The 3,245-nt window shown below is 53.4% G+C and carries 3 protein-coding genes; 2 read left to right on the top strand and 1 reads right to left on the bottom strand.

Annotated features, from left to right (window positions below; all coding sequences use genetic code 11):
* Nucleotides 1–93 precede the first annotated feature (93 nt).
* Nucleotides 94–387: a ribosome assembly RNA-binding protein YhbY gene (yhbY, locus tag HMPREF9538_RS24335; protein ID WP_002918374.1), complete on the bottom strand. Its 294-nt coding sequence runs from the start codon at nucleotides 385–387 to the stop codon at nucleotides 94–96.
* A 123-nt stretch (nucleotides 388–510) separates the two neighbouring features.
* On the opposite strand from yhbY, the gene rlmE reads away from it, so the two are divergent.
* Together rlmE and ftsH are read left to right on the top strand one after the other, a co-directional pair.
* A complete protein-coding gene (rlmE, locus tag HMPREF9538_RS24330; protein WP_002918373.1) occupies nucleotides 511–1,140 on the top strand; it encodes a 23S rRNA (uridine(2552)-2'-O)-methyltransferase RlmE in 630 nt (209 codons plus the stop codon).
* Between the two features lie 99 nt (nucleotides 1,141–1,239).
* On the top strand, nucleotides 1,240–3,174 hold the full coding sequence (gene ftsH / locus HMPREF9538_RS24325; RefSeq protein ID WP_002918372.1) for an ATP-dependent zinc metalloprotease FtsH: 1,935 nt from the start codon (nucleotides 1,240–1,242) through the stop codon (nucleotides 3,172–3,174).
* Nucleotides 3,175–3,245: the final 71 nt, after the last annotated feature.

The following is a 3,245-nucleotide window of genomic DNA, read 5'->3' on the forward strand; positions in this document are numbered from 1 at the left end:
CCTTTTTATCAACGTCAGGAGCATGGCATTTTGCTCGCCTGGCCGCAGAAATCCCTCGTTTTACACAAAGTTGTGTCGAGATTCAGGATATTCTTAGCGTGGCAGCGAGATTTTACGCTCTGGCGTTGGGCGGTACAGAACCAGCGTTTTACCGATGACCTGTACGTTACAGGCGCCGGTTTCGCGTACAATGGCTTCCACGATCAAGGCTTTTGTTTCGCGATCTTCTGAGGCGATCTTCACCTTGATGAGTTCATGGTGCCCTAACGCTTGTTCGATCTCGGCCAGTACCCCTTCGGTCAAACCATTGTTGCCAAGCATAACTACCGGCTTGAGCGGATGTGCCAGACCTTTCAGGTGCTGTTTTTGTTTAGTACTCAGATTCATCGTATTTTTTTGCTTACGTTGGGATTGAAAACGGGTCATTCTACCGCCATCTCCCATATATCGCCAAACTACCGCGTCGATTTTTACGCAGTAAAGTACGATGAACCCGAACGGGAATGTTAAATGACAGGTAAAAAGCGTTCTGCCAGCTCAAGCCGCTGGCTTCAGGAACACTTTAGCGATAAATATGTTCAACAGGCACAGAAAAAGGGGTTACGTTCCCGTGCCTGGTTTAAACTTGATGAAATACAGCAAAGTGACAAAATTTTTAAGCCGGGGATGACGGTAGTCGACCTCGGTGCTGCTCCCGGTGGCTGGTCGCAGTATGCGGTCACGCAGATCGGCAACAGCGGCCGCATCATCGCTTGCGATCTTTTACCAATGGATCCAATCGTTGGTGTGGACTTCCTTCAGGGCGATTTTCGTGATGAATTAGTCCTGAAAGCGTTACTTGAGCGAGTGGGCGACAGTAAAGTCCAAGTTGTCATGTCCGATATGGCGCCGAATATGTGCGGAACACCGGCGGTGGATATTCCCCGGGCTATGTATCTGGTAGAACTGGCGCTTGAAATGTCTCGTGATGTATTAGCGCCAGGTGGTAGTTTTGTAGTGAAGGTGTTCCAGGGCGAAGGCTTCGATGAGTATCTTCGAGAAATTCGCTCCCTGTTTACGAAGGTCAAAGTTCGTAAGCCGGACTCTTCCCGCGCTCGTTCGCGTGAAGTGTATATTGTAGCGACCGGGCGTAAACCATAACCGGCAGATTTCAAACGAAAGTTTGAAAGAAACTGGATATAGAGTATCCTGACGCTGTTTTTAACACAGTTGTAATAAGAGGTTAATCCCTTGAGTGACATGGCGAAAAACCTAATACTCTGGCTGGTCATTGCCGTTGTGCTGATGTCAGTATTCCAGAGCTTTGGGCCCAGCGAGTCGAATGGCCGCAAGGTGGATTATTCTACCTTCCTGCAAGAGGTCAATCAGGACCAGGTTCGCGAAGCGCGTATCAACGGACGTGAGATCAACGTTACCAAGAAAGATAGTAACCGTTACACGACTTACATTCCGGTTAACGATCCGAAGCTGCTCGATAACCTGTTGACTAAAAACGTCAAAGTTGTTGGCGAACCACCAGAAGAGCCGAGCCTGCTGGCTTCCATCTTCATCTCCTGGTTCCCAATGCTGCTGCTGATCGGCGTCTGGATCTTCTTTATGCGGCAAATGCAGGGCGGCGGCGGGAAGGGCGCGATGTCCTTCGGCAAAAGCAAAGCCCGTATGTTGACGGAAGACCAGATCAAAACCACTTTTGCAGACGTTGCCGGGTGTGACGAAGCGAAAGAGGAAGTCGGCGAGCTGGTAGAATACCTGCGTGAGCCGAGCCGTTTCCAGAAACTGGGCGGTAAAATCCCGAAAGGCGTCCTGATGGTCGGCCCTCCGGGTACCGGTAAAACGCTGCTGGCGAAAGCGATCGCTGGTGAAGCGAAGGTTCCGTTCTTTACCATTTCCGGTTCTGACTTCGTCGAAATGTTCGTCGGTGTGGGCGCTTCTCGTGTGCGTGACATGTTCGAACAGGCTAAGAAAGCCGCGCCTTGCATCATCTTCATCGATGAAATCGACGCCGTCGGCCGCCAGCGTGGCGCAGGCCTGGGCGGTGGTCACGATGAACGTGAGCAGACCCTGAACCAGATGCTGGTTGAGATGGACGGCTTCGAAGGTAACGAAGGTATCATCGTTATCGCGGCGACTAACCGTCCGGACGTTCTTGACCCCGCGCTGTTGCGTCCGGGCCGTTTTGACCGCCAGGTGGTGGTTGGCCTGCCGGATGTTCGCGGTCGTGAGCAGATCCTGAAAGTGCATATGCGTCGCGTTCCGCTGGCGCCGGATATCGATGCGGCAATCATTGCGCGCGGTACCCCGGGCTTCTCCGGTGCGGATCTGGCCAACCTGGTCAACGAAGCGGCGCTGTTTGCTGCCCGCGGCAACAAACGCGTTGTGTCGATGGTTGAGTTCGAGAAAGCGAAAGACAAAATCATGATGGGTGCGGAACGTCGCTCCATGGTGATGACGGAAGCGCAGAAAGAGTCTACTGCTTATCATGAAGCGGGCCACGCGATTATTGGTCGCCTGGTGCCGGAGCACGATCCGGTGCACAAAGTGACGATTATCCCGCGCGGTCGTGCGCTGGGTGTGACCTTCTTCCTGCCGGAAGGCGATGCAATCAGCGCCAGCCGTCAGAAACTGGAAAGCCAGATCTCCACCCTGTACGGCGGTCGTCTGGCGGAAGAGATTATCTACGGTCCGGAACATGTTTCTACCGGTGCGTCCAACGATATTAAAGTGGCGACGAACCTGGCGCGTAACATGGTGACCCAGTGGGGCTTCTCCGACAAACTCGGTCCGCTGCTGTATGCGGAAGAAGAGGGTGAAGTCTTCCTCGGCCGTAGCGTCGCGAAAGCGAAGCATATGTCCGATGAAACCGCGCGTATCATCGACCAGGAAGTGAAATCGCTGATTGAGCGTAACTACGGTCGTGCTCGCCAGCTGCTGAACGACAACATGGACATTCTGCACGCGATGAAAGATGCGCTCATGAAGTATGAGACCATCGATGCGCCGCAGATTGACGACCTGATGGCTCGTCGCGAAGTTCGTCCGCCAGCGGGTTGGGAAGAACCAGGTTCTTCTAACAACTCTGACAACAATGGCACGCCTCGTGCGCCGCGTCCGGTTGATGAACCGCGTACGCCGAACCCGGGCAACACCATGTCAGAGCAGCTGGGCGACAAGTAAGCTACCGCTGTTGATGCTTGTTTAACCTTAAAAACCCCCCCCCGCCCCCCCGGGGGTTTTTTTTTTTTTTT

It is taken from the genome of Klebsiella sp. MS 92-3, assembly GCF_000195655.1.
Lineage (GTDB): Bacteria > Pseudomonadota > Gammaproteobacteria > Enterobacterales > Enterobacteriaceae > Klebsiella > Klebsiella pneumoniae.

What these genes read in the sequence shown, in the direction of transcription:
- yhbY (WP_002918374.1), bottom strand. Translation starts at nt 387, where the DNA reads ATGAATCTGAGTACTAAACAAAAACAGCACCTGAAAGGTCTGGCACAT.
- rlmE (WP_002918373.1), top strand. Translation starts at nt 511, where the DNA reads ATGACAGGTAAAAAGCGTTCTGCCAGCTCAAGCCGCTGGCTTCAGGAA.
- ftsH (WP_002918372.1), top strand. Translation starts at nt 1,240, where the DNA reads ATGGCGAAAAACCTAATACTCTGGCTGGTCATTGCCGTTGTGCTGATG.